15 protein-coding genes are annotated in these 16,508 nt (G+C 39.3%); 5 read left to right on the top strand and 10 right to left on the bottom strand.

The window, feature by feature from the left end; all coding sequences use genetic code 11:
* Positions 1-7: 7 nt before the first annotated feature.
* The 4 genes from BLP44_RS09355 to BLP44_RS09340 all read right to left on the bottom strand — a co-directional run bounded on the left by BLP44_RS09355 (position 8) and on the right by BLP44_RS09340 (position 3,843).
* The gene (locus BLP44_RS09355) at positions 8-1,153 is read right to left on the bottom strand and encodes a glycoside hydrolase family 1 protein (RefSeq protein WP_091132082.1); all 1,146 of its coding nucleotides are present in this window, start codon (positions 1,151-1,153) and stop codon (positions 8-10) included.
* On the bottom strand, positions 1,153-2,286 hold the full coding sequence (gene glf / locus BLP44_RS09350) for a UDP-galactopyranose mutase (protein WP_091132079.1): 1,134 nt from the start codon (positions 2,284-2,286) through the stop codon (positions 1,153-1,155). Before glf ends, BLP44_RS09355 begins: the two co-directional genes overlap by 1 nt.
* The gene (locus BLP44_RS09345; protein ID WP_091132076.1) at positions 2,283-3,419 is read right to left on the bottom strand and encodes a glycosyltransferase; all 1,137 of its coding nucleotides are present in this window, start codon (positions 3,417-3,419) and stop codon (positions 2,283-2,285) included. The genes glf and BLP44_RS09345 overlap by 4 nt, the downstream gene beginning before the upstream one ends.
* A 241-nt stretch (positions 3,420-3,660) precedes the next feature.
* A complete protein-coding gene (locus BLP44_RS09340) occupies positions 3,661-3,843 on the bottom strand; it encodes a YodC family protein (RefSeq protein ID WP_091132071.1) in 183 nt (60 codons plus the stop codon).
* Positions 3,844-4,093: 250 nt separating this feature from the next.
* On the opposite strand from BLP44_RS09340, the gene BLP44_RS09335 reads away from it, so the two are divergent.
* The gene (locus tag BLP44_RS09335) at positions 4,094-4,351 is read left to right on the top strand and encodes a hypothetical protein (protein ID WP_008463623.1); all 258 of its coding nucleotides are present in this window, start codon (positions 4,094-4,096) and stop codon (positions 4,349-4,351) included.
* Between the two features lie 75 nt (positions 4,352-4,426).
* Here the strand turns inward: BLP44_RS09335 and BLP44_RS09330 are convergent, their stop codons facing one another.
* Both BLP44_RS09330 and BLP44_RS09325 read right to left on the bottom strand, forming a co-directional pair.
* Positions 4,427-4,786: an SPW repeat domain-containing protein gene (locus BLP44_RS09330; RefSeq protein ID WP_091132068.1), complete on the bottom strand. Its 360-nt coding sequence runs from the start codon at positions 4,784-4,786 to the stop codon at positions 4,427-4,429.
* A 119-nt stretch (positions 4,787-4,905) separates the two neighbouring features.
* Entirely contained in the window at positions 4,906-8,151 is a 3,246-nt protein-coding gene (locus tag BLP44_RS09325; protein WP_091132064.1) for a CheR family methyltransferase, read from the bottom strand.
* A gap of 452 nt (positions 8,152-8,603) precedes the next feature.
* Between BLP44_RS09325 and BLP44_RS09320 the strand changes: the two genes are divergently transcribed.
* A complete protein-coding gene (locus BLP44_RS09320; RefSeq protein ID WP_091132060.1) occupies positions 8,604-9,158 on the top strand; it encodes a DUF892 family protein in 555 nt (184 codons plus the stop codon).
* Between the two features lie 49 nt (positions 9,159-9,207).
* Here BLP44_RS09320 and BLP44_RS09315 read toward each other — a convergent pair whose 3' ends face one another.
* The 4 genes from BLP44_RS09315 to BLP44_RS09300 form a co-directional block, all read right to left on the bottom strand.
* A complete protein-coding gene (locus BLP44_RS09315) occupies positions 9,208-9,963 on the bottom strand; it encodes an SDR family oxidoreductase (RefSeq protein ID WP_091132057.1) in 756 nt (251 codons plus the stop codon).
* Positions 9,964-10,041: 78 nt separating this feature from the next.
* Positions 10,042-10,782: a DUF72 domain-containing protein gene (locus BLP44_RS09310; RefSeq protein ID WP_091132054.1), complete on the bottom strand. Its 741-nt coding sequence runs from the start codon at positions 10,780-10,782 to the stop codon at positions 10,042-10,044.
* A gap of 54 nt (positions 10,783-10,836) precedes the next feature.
* On the bottom strand, positions 10,837-11,415 hold the full coding sequence (locus tag BLP44_RS09305) for a flavodoxin family protein (RefSeq protein ID WP_008463630.1): 579 nt from the start codon (positions 11,413-11,415) through the stop codon (positions 10,837-10,839).
* A gap of 97 nt (positions 11,416-11,512) precedes the next feature.
* Positions 11,513-12,514: an SDR family oxidoreductase gene (locus tag BLP44_RS09300; RefSeq protein ID WP_066034784.1), complete on the bottom strand. Its 1,002-nt coding sequence runs from the start codon at positions 12,512-12,514 to the stop codon at positions 11,513-11,515.
* Between the two features lie 588 nt (positions 12,515-13,102).
* Here BLP44_RS09300 and BLP44_RS09295 point away from each other — a divergent pair.
* The 3 genes from BLP44_RS09295 to BLP44_RS09285 all read left to right on the top strand — a co-directional run bounded on the left by BLP44_RS09295 (position 13,103) and on the right by BLP44_RS09285 (position 16,442).
* A complete protein-coding gene (locus tag BLP44_RS09295; RefSeq protein WP_091132050.1) occupies positions 13,103-14,260 on the top strand; it encodes a hypothetical protein in 1,158 nt (385 codons plus the stop codon).
* A gap of 20 nt (positions 14,261-14,280) precedes the next feature.
* Positions 14,281-15,372, top strand: coding sequence for a Kelch repeat-containing protein (locus BLP44_RS09290; RefSeq protein ID WP_091132046.1), 1,092 nt, complete (start codon positions 14,281-14,283; stop codon positions 15,370-15,372).
* Between the two features lie 323 nt (positions 15,373-15,695).
* Complete coding sequence (locus tag BLP44_RS09285) at positions 15,696-16,442, top strand: helix-turn-helix domain-containing protein (protein WP_244511717.1); 747 nt, start codon at positions 15,696-15,698, stop codon at positions 16,440-16,442.
* The last annotated feature ends 66 nt before the right edge of the window (positions 16,443-16,508 follow it).

Here is a 16,508-nt window from a genome sequence, read left to right as displayed (position 1 = left end):
GAGACAATTATTCAAATAATCTGGCTAGGCGCTTCAGTACGTTCTGAGGTTTTTGGAACTTGCTTTGAGCCTGAATAACCGCATTAATATAAGGCTGATGGGCTATGCGATTCTTGTGACGGTCAAGATCCCAAAGACCACACTGGCAGTAGTTTTGTAGATTATCCCAGTCAGGACGGTCGGTGGCGGGGTATAAGCAGATGCCCTGAAGATCCACGCCGTTGTCTTGAGCCTTGAGGCATTCAGTGGCAATTTCTTTTATCCACAAGGCTCTTTGCGGTCCGAAATGCCCCGTTTCGGAAATAAAAATAGGCTTGTGGTATCTGTAGTAAGCAGTCTGAAGCAGCTCGCTAAGGGGCGTTCTTTTTTCCTTTGCCTGCTCTTCTGGCCAAGGAAGTGGTTTCCCTTCGGCTTCCCACTGGCAGTCCCAATAGTAGTTAAAGCCAAGAATTTCCAGATAGTCCTCCGAGCCTCCTAGTTCTGGGCACATACGTCCAGCTATGATGTCCATGGCTTGAAACTGGTGTTCGTTGATATCCAGCACATGGTAATGCTCTGGTGTGGGATGGATTCTAACCAAAGGTTCCACCAGAATGACAGTGCAGTTGGGATCGGTACTTTTAAGTTTTTTGATTCCAGCTATAGCCGCCTTGCAGAGATGGTATTTCATGTCCCATCCAGAGTTGGTCGCAAAAGGAACTGTACCTCTCACATCGCCAGAATGCCAAGCCAGAAAGCTAATCTCATTGATAGGCACTACCATCAGGGGCTGAGTGGCATTGGCTCTATAAAACAAGACAAAGGCCTCGCAGAGCTTTTCAAAACGTTCAGCAAAGAGCGGATGGGTAGGGTAAAGCCCGTCAGGATATCCAAAATGGATTAAATCCCAGATCTGTTGAATGCCGTATTTCTCTGCGGATCTTATGCGAGTCAGCACATTCGAGAAGTCAAAATCTCCAGATGCTTTTTCAACTTCGCTCCAGCAGATGCCCTCGCGTACCGTTCTGATATCTATAGCGTTGAGTGCCCTGTAGTCTTCTTCTGTCCTGATATCGTGTTGGGTCTCCTTCAAAAGGTTGATTCTTTCCCCGCTTCTATTGATGTGGTCAGCGCATTCAAAACCTGCCATAAAAAAAGTATTGAATCTTTCCATTATCCAGCTGTTTTTAAAGTGTTTTTATCTTGCAGATTTTCAAATAGATCCAGCGCGTTTTTAAAGGCTTCATCCATATTGAAGTACTTGTAGTTGGCCAATCTTCCCACAAAATGGATATCAGGGAGCTGTTCAGCCAGCGTTTTATAGCTGCTGTAGATTTCCTGATTTTTGGGATTGGGAACTGGGTAGTAAGGCTCTCCCTCATCGGTAGTGTACTCCTTGACTATAGTGGTCTTTGAGGATTTCTGATTCCCAAAATGTTTGTATTCCACAATGCGGGTATAGCGGGTATCGGTTCCAGGGTAATTTACTACGGAATTTTCCTGAAAATATTCTGCATCAATGGTCTCTTTAGCAAAATAGATCGAACGGTATTCAAGTTTTTCAGTGAGCTGTCCAGTAAATTCAAAGAAGCGGTCAATTGGACCTGTATAAAATAGCTTCTCATAACCACTGTAGTGGTTTTTGGTCTCTAGATAGTCAGTATCAAGGAGTATTTCTATATTTGGATGATCCAGCATATTCTCAAAAAGTTGTGTGTAGCCTCCTGCAGGAAGCGCTTGGCACTCGTCAGAGAAATAGCGGTCATCAAAATTTGTTCTCACTGGAATGCGCTCCAGTACGGAAGCATCGAGCTCCTCGGGATATTTGTCCCACTGTTTTTTAGTGTAATGCCGAAACATTTTCTCATATAACACGGCGCCAACTCGGTTTAAAACGGCTTCTTTGCCATTGCGCGGACGGGATATTGGTATGCGGTTCTCTTCCAGCCAAACTTTCATCTGCTGTTCATCCTCGATGGAAAGCCCAAAAAGTTCGTTGACTGTGGTGATATTAACTGGAATGGGTACAGATTTTCCGTCCACTCTTGCTTTGACCTTATGTTCCCAAGGATACCAGTCGGAGAATTGGTTTACGTAGCGCCATACGGTTTGATCATTGGTGTGGAATAGATGTGCGCCGTACTTGGAGACCAATATTCCGTTTTCATCTGTATAGTCATAACAGTTCCCTGCGATATGGCTTCGCTTTTCAATTACAAGCACTTTTTTGCCAATAGAGGCATAGCGTTCGGCTAGAACTGCACCTGAAATGCCTGCTCCTATAATTAAAATGTCGGTCTGTTTCATCTGGTAAAGGATTTAATGATAGATTTCATTTTTTGAGCCGTGGTATCCCAAGAAGTCCTATCCAGAATTTCCCTATACTGGCACTCCCATTGTGAACCGCTGTTGGGATCGGTGAGTTCTCGGGTAGCTTGTGCAAATTCATCTGCATTCTCTACCAGATGTACGCAGTGGGCATAGTCACGTACAACATCAGTAATCTTTGTGGAGATAATAGGTTTGTTGGCGGCCATGTATTCGAGCGTTTTGGTAGGGCTGATGAATTTTGTAGCGTCATTGAGCGCAAAAGGCATAAGAGCTATGTCAAAAGCTTTTAGATAGCTAGGAAGTTCCTTGTAGCATTTCATTCCCAAATAATGGATATTCGGAGTCTGCGGCAGGTCAGAGTGCTCAATTTTAGCCAGAGGTCCAATCATGACAAAAGATACATCAGGAAGTTTCTTTGCCACTTCATGCAATAATTCTAAATTAATCCTTTCATCGATAACCCCAAAATAGCCCGCAATTGGCATTGGAATATCGCCGATATCTGATGGAATGGAAATCTCGCCTTTTGCTTCTTCAAAATGACTGCGGTCAACAGAGCTTGGAAAGCAGTGTACATTCCGATGGAACCTTTTTTTGGATTCATAAAGCGATTTGCCTCCTGTGAAGATAATGTCTGCATTGGCCATCAGATATTTTTCTTGATCCATCAGCTGCTCATGTGCTCCTTTAAATAAAGATAGTTCATCCATGCAGTCATAGATGATAGTGTCAAATTTAAAAGATTCCAAAATAGGGCAGAATGCAGGTGAATAGAACCAAGCTGATCCTATATCTCGACTGCCGGTATAGGAGGGAAGAATTAAAGCAATATCTTCAATGCGGTCAACATTGGGCTGCAGTACATGGAGATTTTCGCTGATGATGCTCAAGGTTCCCGGTTCTTTATTGTCCGGATTGGGTAGGGGCTCCTCAATAAAAAGCACTTTCATATCTTGTGCCATTCGGCTAATGAGATGTTGAGGGCGTTGGTAGACGAATTTCCACCGAAGGTGGCTCAACACAATCATATCATAATGTTGCACTTGCTGAGGTTTTTGCTGGTTTAGTACGCTGGCGCTTCTACTAATTTTCTTTAAGTTGTTTATCATAATTATGGATTTTAATAATTTGCATTAGGGACTTTTAAGCACCCAGATCTAATGGTTAGATTGGAAAGAAAAGCAAATGTATCAGAGGCCAATGGCCTATTTTTATAGTTAAAGGCACGGGAATTATATAATTTTCAGTAGTTTGGATCTGGATTTTAGTTCTTGTTTTGCGAAATCTCTATTAGGGAGAAAAAAAAGAGCGGAAAGTAAACCGCTCTCTGATGGCCTTGGGACTGCCATTTTACTTTTTTATGGAAGATGCAGGAATAAGAGTATCTTGCATAAATTTTGCTTTGATAATAGTGCCTTTCTCATCCTCCCATTGAGTGACGATATTTTCAATGAGATCCGGCTCAAAGCCTATGACTTCCATTACTGGTCCTCCAAATTCCTGTTGCACCAGCTCTCCTTTTTTAAATTTCATTGCTTTGGTATTTAATTAAACATAAATATGAATTAAGTTATGAAATGCTACTTGTCCGCCGTTATATCTTTTACCCGTGATTTTACAGTTTTAGGCTCTGTAGAGCATTTAATGAACAATATGAGTTTGGCATTAATCTGAAGATCGAAAACTATTGATTTTCAGTTTGTAAAACTGAATTTGAATTCTGTAAATATGCCTTAATATGAAGATGTATTTTTCAGGATATTAATTTTAAAAACTGATAGTTATGACATTTGAAAATGAAAACACCGAAGGAACGGCGGCCAAAGCCATAGAAGAACAAACTTCAAAGCTGCCTTCAGATCTGTTTCTCTACGGCTCGCTCGCCGCAATGGGAACTTCACTAGCTTTAAAATGCCTAGGCAAGCGACATGCTGCTCTTTTCGTTGGGCAGTGGGCCTCTCCATTTCTGTTGCTTGGAATCTATAATAAGCTGGTTAAGCAACATGGGCATGATGCACAAGATAAGCCCGAAGGATTTTAAGTTAGATCGAATTGATTTAAATAATAAAGCTGCCCAAAAGGCAGCTTTATTGTTAGATGATTCTTTCAATTTAGTTTAGAGAATCTGTCTTCGAGGCTGCGTGCTTGTGAGAAACGCGGCACCAATTTCAATAATTCCAAGAGTTAGATGCGGACCGTAAACTGTTTCTGAGAACCCCAAAAGCCAGGGAGAGGCTGCCAGAAATAGCCCAGATAAAAAATCCACTATCAGATGGATGGGCATGGGGATGACTTTTAGAAATCCTAGCTCGTAGTCGGTCATCAGACTATAAATAATCGTCGCTGCACCAAGCACATAAAAGACACTACTCTCAGGCTTTTCGTGATTCAGATTAAAAAGAGACGGAGAAGCAATGAGAAAGACGCCCATAATGTAATCCATATAGCCGTGGGTTTTAGTGTTTATTGGTTTCATAATTTTAAAGTTTTTAATTTATAAAGTAGTAAGGGTAATGGTGTAGTGCGTTTTCCCGATAATTCAGGACCGGCGGTACGATAAGGCTGGAATTAAATAAGCTAATACAGTGTTCTATCTTAGTTTGGGCTGCACTGTTCTTCAAAAGAAACGGTCACAGGAAGATAGATGCTGACTGTTGTACCTTGTCCCAGAGAGCTGCTGACCTTTGCCATACCGTGATGATTCAGCGCAATCTGCCGCACCAAAGCAAGACCCAGTCCAGAGCCATAGTTTTTTTCGTTACGATGCAGCTGATAGAAAGGGTTAAAGACTAGAGTTTCATAATTCTGCTCAAAACCTCTTCCATTATCTGTGAACGAAAGTTTGATATATTCGTTTTCTGGATAGGCGCCAGAAATCTCATGTGAAATATCCTTGATGTGATGCAGTGTGATTTTAAGCATAGGAGCAGACGCTTCGTTGGCAAAGCGTAATGTATTGCTGATGAGATGGGCAAAGAGCAGCCTAATCTGGCAAGGAATGACCGGCATCAGCGGCAGCTCTTCGGATTCAATTATAGCACTGGTTTGTCTGATGGGACTCTTTAATTCATTAAGCACCTTTCTTAAAATCTGGTTCAAATCGGTTTTTTTAGGTTTTTTCTGCTCGAAATGGACTCTTAAATAGATCACAAGGTCTTCAATGAGTCTTTCGAGATTGTGGGAGGTGTTTAAAATCCGCTCCAAACTATGTATGCTTCCTTGTGTAAGGGACTTTTCAGTGTCGACTATTTTCTTTGCAAACATGTGGATTTTGCGCACTGGATCCAACAGCTTATCGGTCGCCGATGCGGTGAAGTGCTCCAACTGTGTGCTACGCTCTAGCTGTTGCTGTTTTTGGAATGAGAGCTCTTTTTTAGCCTCTTCAAAATCTGTGATGTCTCTAAAGGTAAGCATTACGCACTGCTGCAGTTCGTTTTCGATTGCCATTGCATTAACCATGTATGTGCGTAATGTTGGTCCTGATGCCAAAGAAATTCTGGTGTCCTGCACCATTTCCATGCGGTTGATCCTTTGCAATACTAACTCTTTAAATTCTGGCGAAATCCATTGAGAGTTGGCTCCATCAAAGATAGAGAGCCCTTCGATTATGCCGTCTTGTATTCCAAAGCTGCGGTAAAAGGCTGGATTGGCGCTTTGTACAATAAGGTTCTGGTCCAAAATAATCAGAGGTTCTTTCAGATTTTTGATAATTGAGGCATGCAGCTGCTGTAAGGCAGAAAGTTCGTTACGTCTGTCTTTAAGCTCATCGTTTGTACAAGATAGCTCTTCATTATTGGATCGCAGCTCTTCTGCTGTGGTTTTGAGTTCTTCGTTAAGAAGCTCAAGCTCTTGGGTGCGTTGTAGGAGTTCTTCATTAGTCGTTTGTAATTCTTCGAAATAAAGCTCCTGTTTTCTAGTAAGCTCTTTTGAATTAGTGTTATGGGGTGGAATTTCTGCCTTTATAGAGTCTTTCAGCGTTTCGTCACTATTTAGGATTGGCTTGCGACTGAAAACCACCAGTAAGAGCTCGCTGTGCATGGGCAGATATACCACTTCAAAAGAGGCAGTGTAAGTGCTATGACCAATAGAAAGAACGGCATTCTGTTGCTGGCTTCTTTTTTCAGATCTAGCATCTAAGATGGCTTTTTTAAGAATAGGACGCACCTCGTGATGTGCCATATTCAGAATATTAAAGTTTGGTGTTCCTGCAGGTGGCTGCAGAAAAGGGCTTGTGTCTCCATTAAAATGTACGATTTCAAAATGCTCATTGATCAGCACTGCGGCCGGGGCATATTGCTCGGCCAGCAGTTCGGCAGTTATTTTCCTGAAATCTTTTGTGTCTGCATCCACACTCTCATGTTTAATAGATGTAGCGCTCTGATGTTCTGTTATAGCTACAGCAGAATTTAGTAAATCGCGGGTTTGGATGCGTCCATAGGTGTTTTTTCCTATATAAAGCCCTTTTATTTCTGTGGCTTGAAAGAGCTCTTCGCTCTGTGGAATGGAATCTTCTTCCGCGATAAGCAGAAAGCCTCCTGGATTAAGCGCATAATGAAACGTAGCGGCAAGCTGTAAACGGAGTTCTGTGCTAAAAAGAGGCAAGGCATTACGGCAAGAAATCAGATCAATTCCTGACAAGGGAAAATCTTTTGTGATATCGTGAACGGCAAACACGCAGCAGTCACGGATGATTCTGCCCACCTGCCATTTGCTGTCTTTTTTTATGAAATATTTCTCCATTCTTACCTGATCGATATATTTGATATCCTGTTGGGAATAAATGCCTGTTCTAGCTTTTTTGATGTTTTTAAGGGAAATGTCGGTTGCGAATATCTTAAAGCTAAGATTATTATGGCCACTACTTTGCAGATATTCATGCAAAACAATGGCAAGAGAATAAACCTCCTCACCGCTTCGGCAGCCTGGAGACCATAATCGGAGTTCTTTCCCGGAGCTATTTTCTACAAGAGCAGAGAATGCTATATTGCCGAGTACATCAAATGCAGTTGAGTTGAAGAAAAAAGTCGGACTGTTTAGGATTTCATAAAATAGCAAATCCTGCTCAGAGGGACTGTCTTTGAGCATTCTTAGATAGCCCACAAGACTCTTTTGTCTGGTGAGTACCATTCGTTTGGCAATCTTACGCTTTAGAATTTCAGGGTTAAAGCGTTCCAAGGTTGTTCTGCTTTTTATGGCTGCCAGCCTTATGATATTCTCATACGCTTGCTGCGCTTCAGCACTTTGGTCTTGGACAGCTAGTTTGGCAGCACGAATTGTTGCCAGCAGATCAGCTGTATGAGTGGGTCTGATGTAATAGTCAAAGGTGGTGTCTGTCACATCGCTGACGGGAAGAACAGTCAGATCAGCTACAGCAATAGTCGCGCCACCTTTTGCCCTGATTTTTTTAAGCCCCCAAGCTCCTTCTCCTGTGGGATAGTTTAGGAGCAAGCCTATGGCATCGTTGCCAAATTTCTCGGCTAATGCGCCAAAGAATTGGTCCAGGGATTCTGAAGGTTTTTCTTCTCTGGTAAAGCGTTTGAGACTTAAGGTACCTTGATTCAGAATCAAGAAATTGTTTTCTGGAACTACATAGATATAGCCGGGCTTCATCTCGGCAGTATTGACAATTTCCTGCACGGGAAGTATGGCAGTCTGCTGCAGCATTTCTGAAAGGTTCTTTTGCTGCGGTTGCGATAGGTCCTGAAATATGATAAAAGAACCAGTTGTCTCTGTTAATGAACCTACAAGAGTTTTAAGACTTTCTAAGCAGGCCGCACAGCAGGCAATACCCATTATTGGAAATTCATTATTTTGATCTGTTTTTATGTCAAGTTTGTCCATATTGCATTTTTTTAAGCAGTTCAATCCTGCTATTAATACCCAAACCTTCTAGCTGAAGCGCAGAAGGCTCAGCCGCATAAATTTCAAATCATATAAAAATAGTCTGTCATGGCAGAAAAGCTTGCCACACATAAAATGTACAGATCTTGTTTTTAAATTGAAGCTGTGATTAGGGGCTTCTATTATTTAATAATTCATTGCGCCTGAGTGTTTTCAGTTTGATTGGGTGCTTTGAACAGTTTTTGGTATGAGCTAAAGTATCTCTATGTCAATACTGATTCTTATATAATTATTCGAAAATATTTTGTAATTCCCATGTTGCAGATTGTTTTCAAAGTATGACGAATAAAATAGACCTTAGTTGTGCTTTAGATTGTATAATCTTGAGATGTAAAGCTGTAATAATCAGTTTTTTGCGGAAACTAAATTTGAATTATTAAAATTAGTTCACAATGAAAATCAAAAGAAAAAAAAGCAAAACTCATCAAAGTATGCAACAGCTATATGGTGCATTGGCATCTCAGGGGCTTTCAGAGATGAATATGCTAGTGATGGCGATAGCAAATTTAAAGGAAGAAGCTTCCTCTCGCAGCCTTAACTTTCTCCTAGGCAATTTCTCGGGGACCAAGAGGCGTGTCGAATATGTAAAGCAGTCACTACAGTCTTCGGCAGGAAGTTTTCAGAAGGAACATTTTTCTTCGGTCGGTTTCCAAAGAGAGTGGTTTGCTTTATTGGAGCGGACTTCTAAAGGTCCAGTGCGTGATGCCGCAATGATTGCTTGGCTTCAGAAAATACTGCACAGCCATATGGCCAGTTGCCGTATGCTTAGCATATTAGCAAAAGTACTTGAAAAAGCGGAGGAGAAGGAGCTGTTTGAAGGTTTTGTTGCTCAGGCACTAGATGCTGACAGCCAACTCTCTGATGCAGCAGACAATACCATTAACTTTGATGCCGCGTTGGATGAGAATAGAAATCTTGTTCGAGAGCATTATAATCCTAATTTATAAAGGCAGGCTTAGTTAGGCCTGCCTCGATATGGCTGTTTTTAGGGTCCGGTCAGATGATCTGAAGATGGGGGCGCGCCTGAAGGCTCACAATATCACATCGTTTAGGTTGTGATAGGCAGAATAGGATACTCATCGCGATATCTTCTGCTTCAAGCATTTCCATTTTTTGTATTTTCCCGCGGTGTTCTTCTCTGGTTCCTGGTTGCATATCGCTACTCACTGCACCCGGTTCAATTAGAGATACTTTGATACCCAATGGATTTACCTCCTTTCGGAGTGCTGCACTGAAGCCTCTTACAGCTGACTTTGTGGCTACATACACCGTTCCAGTTTCTTCGTGCGTTTCTGCACTCATAGAACCGATATTGACAATATGTCCTCGTTGCTGTATAGTCATTCTTTTTACAGCTTCTTTGGCAAAGGAGATGTATCCAAGTATATTGGTCTCTAGTATATATCTGATATTTTCGTATTCTTCCTCAGTAATTCCATCAGCTCCCAGAGCTGCATTATTGATAAGTATATCTACACCGCCCAATTTCTGGTCTATTTCTTTCCAGACCATTTCAATATCTTCTTTCAGGGCAATATCAGCTGTTATGCCATAAACTTTTCCTTCAGCCTGCGCTTGGATTTCTTCCAGTGCCTGATCTAGGTTGTCCTTATCCCTTCCGAAGATAAAAACATCTCCACCAAGGGAAGAAAGCAGAAGGGCTGCCGCTTTACCGATACCAGTGCTTCCGCCTGTAATGACAATTTTTCTGCGGTCAATGTTTCGTCCAAAATAATCCGATAGATTCCCCATAGTTTCTTTTTTAGTTTATTAATAGTTTTAGTTTTAGGCAAAGAAGCGCAAATTGCTTTGCCTCATCTGCAATTGTTTTTACAGCATTTTCTGTTCGACAAGCTCTTTTAGCTTTAGGGCATTAAATGCTGCGTATCCCCGCTGGTCGTTGTCAAAAAAAATAAATACATCTTTGTTTTTTAGCCATTCTAGGCATATCTCAGCCCATTGCTCAAGCGTACTCTCGGTATAGTTGCCCTGATATTTTTCTGCAGCTGGCCCATGCAGTCGGACATAAACGAAATCTGCGGTGACCTGCAGTGGCGATTTGTAGCTGGCAAGTTCATATATGCAGAAGCCGGCATTGTATTTTTCCAGAAGCTGATATACTTCAGGTATATCCCATTCTTTATTACGGAACTCAAAGGCATATCGGTTGTGGGCGGGAAGCGCTATGAGAAAATCCTCCAATAGAGTAAGATCGGCTCCAAGGGATGGAGGCAGTTGGAATAGTATAGCGCCCAGTTTTTTTTCTAAAAGCTTTACTTTGTCCATAAAGATAAGAAGGCTCTCTTTGGGGTCATGGAGCTTTTTCATATGTGTAATGTATCGGCTGGCTTTGATGACATACACAAAATCCGCTGGAGCTTGTCTCTCCCAGTTCTCAAAGGTTTCATCGGTGGGCATCCTATAGAATGTATTGTTGATTTCCACTGCCGTGAAATAATTGCGGTAATAGGAAAATTCATCCTTTGCCTTTAGGTTTTCGGGATAGAAAGTACCATGCCAGTGTTTATAGGACCATCCTGAAGTTCCAATATGGATGCTATGCTTTTTCATATGATGCTGCTAAATATTCTGTGTTGCGAACCGCTATTTGACTTGAGTTCATTTTTATTTTAAGGCTTTTGCTAGAGACTCTGCCATAGATTGGGCATCCTTGCTGTAATTTTTAGTATAGTGGGCTAGGAGCTCGGTTTTTGTTTTTTTGGAATCCTTGCTGTGACCTTCCCAGATTACACCCAAAGAAGCGTAGGGAGGAAGGGTAAGACCAGTGCAGGTGAAAAAATTGGCTATATTTCCAGTTATATGCTCCACGCCATCTGAATCCCCAGTTACAATAACGGCTCCCATTTTGCCTTCTAGAGGAGAATTTTCTCCAGAATTGATGATGTCAAATACTTCATCGAGTCGCTCAATGCAACGCTGAAGTTCGGAGGAATGATTGTTCCACCAGATTGGAGTGGCAAAGATCAGAATCTCTGCCTTAAGGATTTTTCCATAAATGGCAGGCCAGTCATCCTCCTGTTCCAAATGGATGTAGGTTCCAGGAAGAATTTTATGGTTCGCAAGTCTAATGATTTCAAATTCGATTTTCTGCTTTGAAAGAAAACCGCAGAAGAATTCCGTAAGCGTTTCTGTATTGGAAAGGCCTTTGTTTTTGAGGGTGGCCAGCAGTATGACAGCTTTCATAAGTATTTAAGATATAGTAGATTACTTTTAGTCTTTATTCTCTTGTAGCAATTGAGATTCCTTGTATTCTATAGCCATGTCCAGCTTTTTGGTGTAATTAAGGATTTCCTTCCCCACCGCTGGATCCGTAGATCTGTCCAGTGGCGTAACTGGCATCTTCAGCAGCCAGTTGCACATAAATGGAAGCCAGCTCTACGGGCTGTCCTGGTCTTCCCATTGGGGTTTGTCCTCCAAAATTTTTAAGCTTCTCCATTGTGGCACCTCCGCTTACTTGCAGTGGCGTCCATACAGGTCCTGGAGCGACGCCATTCACTCGTATTCCTTTTGGAGCAAGCTGTTTGGCCAGCGATTTAATGTAATTGGTGGTTGCCGCTTTGGTTTGTGCGTAATCATAGAGGTCCTCGGTGGGAGCATAAGCCTGAACGGAGCTTGTTCCTATTATTGACGAGCCTGGTTTTAAATGAGGAAGTGCCGCTTTTATAATCCAGAAGGGAGCATAGATGTTGGTTTTCATTGTCGCATCAAAATCTTCTGTGGAAATGTCTAAGATGGAGTCATGAGTCTGCTGTCTGGCAGCATTGTTAATAACGATGTCCAATCCTCCAAGTTCTTTAACGGCTTTTTCCACCAACGACTTACAAAAGCTTTCGTCTCTTAAATCCCCAGGAATGGCAATAGCTTTCCTGCCTTCTGCCTTAATGAGCTGGATGACTTCTTTGGCATCCTCCTCTTCTGTTGGATAGTAGTTGATGGCGACATCTGCACCTTCCCTCGCGTAAGCAATTGCTGCGGCTCTACCCATTCCTGAATCTCCTCCTGTAATGAGCGCTTTACGGCCTTTAAGTCTGCCAGATCCTTTATAGCTTTTCTCACCATGGTCGGGACGGGGATCCATTTTGCTTACAAGTCCTGGCCAAGGTTGCTTCTGTTCTTTGAAAGGCGGACGAGGATATTTTGTCTTAGGGTCTTCTGGAAGGATGTTTGATTTTTCGTCTCCCGTGAAATCTGCACCAAGAACAGGGGTAAAGGCAGTAGTCAGGCAGATAGCACCCATTCCTGTAATAGCTGAGCGTCTAGTTATCGTGTTTTTATTTTCCATTGCTTTGATTTTTAGATTTTTAATAAGCTAAAAGTAGCAAAGCAGGTAATGGCGATTTTACAGGATTATGTTTTGGATTTATATAATATGCCCAAAAAAAATAATATTGAAGTCTTTGTAGAGACTGAAAAATAGGTCATTGCATTAGAGGAAAGTGTAATTGTAGGCTTATAGGGTACGGATGTTACAATCTGAAGAATTTGGAGAATAATTGAAGTTTCCTTAGACATAATATTTGGAAATTCGAAGTTTAATTGGTTAAGAACCTCTAATACGCATTTATAAAATATCTTTACGAATATCGAATTGTTTCTGGCTAATTTATATCTGCTTCAATTCTCTTTATCTTTTTTTGAAAATTTGTAGTGAGATTTAGTTTATGTAATAATCTAATGATAAAAACACACCTATGAAACCTGAGTACTTTACACTAGAATCACGAAATTCAAAATAAAGGATAAAACAAAACATCTTAACAAAAGCAATAAAGATCTAATTTTGACACTTTGTTGTTTTGGATGCAGTTTTAAATTCTAATTTTCTTGGATATTTTGATTGATATTGATTCTTACACTTTATAATTTGTTTATGAAAATACATTTATTTTTACTTGCCATTTTACCATTTATGATTTCCTGCACTAAACCAGAAAAAATAGATTTATCAAAACTAAAATTGGATGAACCTTTAATAAATCTGATAGAATTTAATGATACTTTACTTGTTGGCGTTGAAACGGTTGAGTATCCGTTTTGTTTATTTGCTGAAGTAGAAAAATCTCAAAAGTATACTTTTGATGGAATCGATCTGAATGAGCACAAAATTATTTTTCAAATAAACTCAGAAAAACTTAGAACAGATAGCATTTCAAGATTTGGTGGTGCTCACATTGATTTAGAAAGAATTAAAAACGGAAATGAATTAAAGAATGCTTTAAGGAATTTTAAAGCAGAAAGTAATATTTACGGAGTAAGAATAGCGATAGAAGATCCGAATTTGAAATCGGAAATCTTAAAGAAAATAGAGCTGAAATACGGCAAGGGTACAAAAAATCCAAATACAGATAATGGTTTATATTGGAATGTAAAAGAAGAAAACAAATACATTTTCTTCGCGCCAGATTATGACCGGCTTATTATTTTAAACAGTACAAATTTATCCAAAACTTGCTATTGGGACATCTTTAATGGGTTAATCGATTTTGGAGGTTGCGATAACGAAAAATATATCAAAGAATTAATTAAAAACAGTACCAAACCTGAAGATGTTCAAAATAAACCAGTTGTAAAAATCGATAGAAATTGGCATTTAAACACTCTAATCGTTGGAAAATCAACCGAAGAGGATTTTTTGAAATCTCCAATCAACAAAAATTTTGAGCGGATAGAAGAAATTAATGGTAGTTCTGGAGAAATGAATCAGATTATGTATCAGGATGAATATCATGATTTCTACTTCTATTTTAAAGTCAATTCGAAAGATCTTGAAAATAAAAAAGCAAACAGTATGAAAAGCTATTCGCTAAATGATTTGAAAAAAGTTGAAATATCATTTGAAAATGGTCTAAAAGCAGGAATGAAATTTGAAGATGCATTAAAAATACTGGATAAAAAAACAATTGTAAAAACGATAAAAAATGAAGGTGAATTACGTTTTGCAAATTACATCATAATCAAAAATGCATCATATGAAGTATCGCTAGTTTTTGACGAAAATTTGTTTTTATCAGGAATATTTCTAAAATAGTTATTTAAATCAAATAAAGAATGAATCTAAATCATATACAAATTATAATAACCGCTTTATTTGCGACACTTTTTTTAAGCTGTAATACGAGCAAAATTCCAATTGCAAAAGACAAAATTTCAAATGAGGTCGATATTTATGTTGTTGGATACGAATATAATGACAGCAAGTTTGAAAGTTCTATAGAAGAAATTGCAGATGAAGTGGGCATGAAACACGTTGCGAAATTATGGAAAAATGGAAAAAACATAGACTTAGAAGAGAAAGAACATTATTCCGATGCAAATTCGGTTTTTGTGCATAACGATGATATATATGTTGGAGGTTCTATTATGTCTGGCGAAGAATATGTAGCCGCAATTTGGAAAAACGGGAAAATTCAAAAATTAACCGATGGCAAAAAAACGGCTCACATTCAATCGATAATAGTCGAAGATAAGATGATTTACATTTTAGGAGAGCAGTTTGGAGATTCTCATTATATTGTAAAAGTTTGGAAAAATGGCATTTCTTCTAATATTACAGATGGGAAAAATGATACAGATGGCAACTCATTTTATGTTGATAAAGGAAATGTGTACATCTGCGGAAATGAAAATAATGGCAGTAAAAGCGTGGCAAAAGTTTGGAAAAATGGAACGCCACAAAGCCTTACAAACGGTCTCAATAATGCATATGCACTTTCTGTATTTGTAGAAAATGGCAACGTGTATGTTGCGGGCTATGAAATTGAAAACGATAAATATATCGCTAAGTTATGGAAAAATGGGAAAGTCCAAAACCTTTCTGACGGCACAAATTATTCTGTTGCCTCTTCTGTATTTGTTCAAAAAGGAAATGTTTATGTGGTAGGAAACGAAAGCATTAACCAAAAAAGTGTACTAAAATTATGGATAAACGGCAAAGCAACAAACATTACAGATGGCACAAATAATGCAGATGCCAATGCGGTTGTGGTACACAATAATAACATTTACATAGCTGGATATGAAGAAAATGATGTAGATCGATATGTAGCAAAATTGTGGATAAACGGTGTAGCCAAAAATCTCACAGATGGAACAAAAAATGCATACGCAGAGTCAGTTTTTGTGGCAGAAAAGAATAAATGATGTGTTAGAAATTAGCAGCATCGGACGAAGGAAATAAAATATTTTAAGATGGACAAAAGTTATAATGTCGTTTATTACTTTTGTTAGTAGTGGGTAGATGTATTAAAGTGATGGTTAATCTAAAATTTAAAATTGCTTAGTTAATGATAATAGCTCTGAAAAAGAGTGAGCAGCCAGCAGTTAAATATCAGTCAAAAGGGAAAATCATGATAACCGACTATAAAAAACACGATCTATATGGCAAAACGCTGATTCAGAAAATTGAATTAGCGCCGCCGTTTAAATTTGATTTTCCAGTAACGGAACAGGCTTGTTTTTTATATGTGAAAGCAGGAGAGGTTGATTATCAGATTGATGATGAGCAAATAAAGGTTGCAACCGATTATTCCCTATTGCTGAATTGTATAGATTCAGGGAAGCAGATGCGCAATTCAAATCAAAACGGCAATTGTGAAATTGTAATCCTTACGTTTTATCCCGAGATATTAAAAAAAATATACGAAAGGGAACTTCCGCAGCTGCTTCAAAAACCTAAGAATGCAATATCCAATAAATCAAGTGAAATAATAAACAGTGATTTTTTGATTCAAAAGTATATTGAAGGGTTATTGTTTTATTTTGAAAATCCATCTCTGATTAGCGAGGATATTTTGGTGTTGAAAGTAAAAGAAATTATACTTCTTTTGTCCCAAACACAAAATTCAGAATCGATCCAGCTCATATTATCGCAGCTTTTTTCTCCTGCAGCTTACACTTTCAAGCAAATTATTGAAGCAAATTTATTTTCACAACTCACCATCGAAGAACTAGCGCAGCAAAATAATTTGAGTGTATCATCGTTCAAGCGTGAATTTGCAAAAATATACCATGATACGCCAGCCAATTATATTAAAATGAAAAAGCTGGAAAAAGCGGCCGAATTACTTCAGGTTTCTGATCAACGTATCACTGAAATAGCTTTTGACTGTGGATTTAATGACTTGGCGAATTTTACAAAAAGCTTTACCAGCAAATACCATGTCAGTCCAACAAATTATAGGCAGAAACTAAATAATAGTCAGCAATTGTAAAATATAGCCTTTTTTAAAATTTTAAGCATCTTAGGATTCATCTAGGATGCTTTTTTTCTGAACCAA

The organism is Flavobacterium anhuiense (assembly GCF_900101855.1).
Classification (GTDB): domain Bacteria; phylum Bacteroidota; class Bacteroidia; order Flavobacteriales; family Flavobacteriaceae; genus Flavobacterium; species Flavobacterium anhuiense.
The sequence above is the reverse complement of the archived record's forward strand: the minus strand, read 5'-3'. Positions and strand labels throughout refer to the sequence as shown.

What these genes read in the sequence shown, in the direction of transcription:
- BLP44_RS09330 (WP_091132068.1), bottom strand. Translation starts at nt 4,786, where the DNA reads ATGAAACCAATAAACACTAAAACCCACGGCTATATGGATTACATTATG.
- BLP44_RS09340 (WP_091132071.1), bottom strand. Translation starts at nt 3,843, where the DNA reads ATGAAATTTAAAAAAGGAGAGCTGGTGCAACAGGAATTTGGAGGACCA.
- BLP44_RS09335 (WP_008463623.1), top strand. Translation starts at nt 4,094, where the DNA reads ATGACATTTGAAAATGAAAACACCGAAGGAACGGCGGCCAAAGCCATA.
- BLP44_RS09345 (WP_091132076.1), bottom strand. Translation starts at nt 3,419, where the DNA reads ATGATAAACAACTTAAAGAAAATTAGTAGAAGCGCCAGCGTACTAAAC.
- BLP44_RS09300 (WP_066034784.1), bottom strand. Translation starts at nt 12,514, where the DNA reads ATGGAAAATAAAAACACGATAACTAGACGCTCAGCTATTACAGGAATG.
- BLP44_RS09295 (WP_091132050.1), top strand. Translation starts at nt 13,103, where the DNA reads ATGAAAATACATTTATTTTTACTTGCCATTTTACCATTTATGATTTCC.
- BLP44_RS09310 (WP_091132054.1), bottom strand. Translation starts at nt 10,782, where the DNA reads ATGAAAAAGCATAGCATCCATATTGGAACTTCAGGATGGTCCTATAAA.
- glf (WP_091132079.1), bottom strand. Translation starts at nt 2,286, where the DNA reads ATGAAACAGACCGACATTTTAATTATAGGAGCAGGCATTTCAGGTGCA.
- BLP44_RS09325 (WP_091132064.1), bottom strand. Translation starts at nt 8,151, where the DNA reads ATGGACAAACTTGACATAAAAACAGATCAAAATAATGAATTTCCAATA.
- BLP44_RS09290 (WP_091132046.1), top strand. Translation starts at nt 14,281, where the DNA reads ATGAATCTAAATCATATACAAATTATAATAACCGCTTTATTTGCGACA.
- BLP44_RS09315 (WP_091132057.1), bottom strand. Translation starts at nt 9,963, where the DNA reads ATGGGGAATCTATCGGATTATTTTGGACGAAACATTGACCGCAGAAAA.
- BLP44_RS09305 (WP_008463630.1), bottom strand. Translation starts at nt 11,415, where the DNA reads ATGAAAGCTGTCATACTGCTGGCCACCCTCAAAAACAAAGGCCTTTCC.
- BLP44_RS09355 (WP_091132082.1), bottom strand. Translation starts at nt 1,153, where the DNA reads ATGGAAAGATTCAATACTTTTTTTATGGCAGGTTTTGAATGCGCTGAC.
- BLP44_RS09320 (WP_091132060.1), top strand. Translation starts at nt 8,604, where the DNA reads ATGAAAATCAAAAGAAAAAAAAGCAAAACTCATCAAAGTATGCAACAG.